Genomic DNA, 1,568 nt, shown 5'->3' with positions numbered 1-1,568 from the left:
TACGATTTTTTATTATTAATGATTGAATCGGCATTTTTTATGCCACTAAATACATAAGTATAAACCGGGTTATTGGCAGGGTTTAAGGAACGCTTCCAGGAATACTCAAAATCTTCAGCTTTTACTGGGTCACCATTACTCCATTTGGCAGTCTTGCGAATATGAAAAATATATTTTTTGCCGTTATCGGTTGGCTTGACAATCTTGGTTGCCATTGCCGGAACTGGCTGATCCTTGTCATTAAGACGATAAAGCCCCTCTGAAATGTTGGTTAGGGTGTTGAATTCGGGCAGCATCGCTTGATTCGTATTGTCCAAAGATGTTAACTCGGAAGTCTGCATTAAAGTAATTGATTTTTTGGCTGCTTTGTTTTGAGAACCTTGGTTGCCGCATGCAGCCAGAAACCCAGCACTCACCACGATAACAGCCATCAACAAAAGACCTCTACGATTCTTCATAATTTTCCCCCTCAAATAAACTGAATTTCAATCGGAACAGCATGTTTCAAAGTCTCATGCACGGTACAGTCCTTTACCACTGCCCTCATAAATGATCGGTGGGCCGATTCGTCCAAATTTGTTTCGGCATCAACTTGAACAATAATTTTAGTCACTGCAGAACGACCATCTTGGTACTGCGTTGTTTCACCCGTGGTCTTTGTTTGAAACTTCCGAATTTCAATTTCGGGATGTTTGCGGGCGATGTCATTGGCGGTAATCGCAAGACAGCTGCCAACCGCTGATAACAGATACTGGACCGGATTAGGCCCGGCATCTGTCCCATGACCTGCAATCGGCTCATCAACAATAAATTGATGGATTCCAGTTTTCGTATCGACTTGTGCGCCAACTTTTCGGAGCTTTGAATTGACAATATACTTTCCCATATCGACCATCCTTTATGTGATTTATGCATGCGAGAAGAATTGTTATTCATTATAGCGTGTTTGGATGATATTTTGTTGGAATGTAACGGTACCGAATTACCTAATTGGATCTAAAAAGCATCTCCTCGTTTGTGAACACAAGAAGATGCCTTTTATGAATGAATCAAAAATCCAGTTAGTTAATCAAAACTTCGGTCACCAGTAGTCCACCGCCAAATACGAGGACAAACACAACCACCGGCCAAACGAACCGGAGCCAATGTGAATACTTCATATTCAGCATTTGCAACGTCGCCATTACAAGCCCGGTTGGAGCCAGGAATAACATTGCGTACTGGCCGAATTGATAGGCTGTTACCACCACATATCGTGGAATGTGGACCGTATCCGCCAACGGTGCCAAAATCGGCATTGAGAGAACAGCCAATCCTGAAGATGACGGTACGATGAAGCCCAGCAAAAAGAAGATCAGCAACATCACAATAATGAACATCGGCCCGCTCATATGCGCAACCAAAGTTGATGAATACTGCAGCATCGTATCTGAAATTTTTCCGTTATTGAGTACCAGGTTAATGCCTCGAGCCAATCCGATGATAAGCGAAACGCCGACCAAACTTGACGCACCCTTAACGAAGGCGTCAACAACCCCGGTTTCGCCAATGCCGTTCTTCCCCGTTGC

General features: G+C 43.6%; 2 protein-coding genes and 1 pseudogene. All 3 read right to left on the bottom strand.

Annotated elements, in window-relative coordinates; all coding sequences use genetic code 11:
* Nucleotides 1-458: ABC transporter substrate-binding protein (locus AB3112_RS11385; protein ID WP_367334557.1), on the bottom strand; the 458-nt coding region annotated here is incomplete at its 3' end.
* An 11-nt stretch (nt 459-469) separates the two neighbouring features.
* Complete coding sequence (locus tag AB3112_RS11380; protein WP_057909650.1) at nt 470-886, bottom strand: OsmC family protein; 417 nt, start codon at nt 884-886, stop codon at nt 470-472.
* Between the two features lie 175 nt (nt 887-1,061).
* Nucleotides 1,062-1,568 (bottom strand): annotated as a pseudogene (locus AB3112_RS11375) (YfcC family protein); the annotation flags it as partial.

Origin of the sequence: Lentilactobacillus sp. (genome assembly GCF_040773105.1) — a bacterium.
GTDB lineage: Bacteria > Bacillota > Bacilli > Lactobacillales > Lactobacillaceae > Lentilactobacillus > Lentilactobacillus parabuchneri.
Note: the sequence above shows the minus strand (reverse complement) of the source record. Positions and strands in the feature narration are given on the sequence as shown.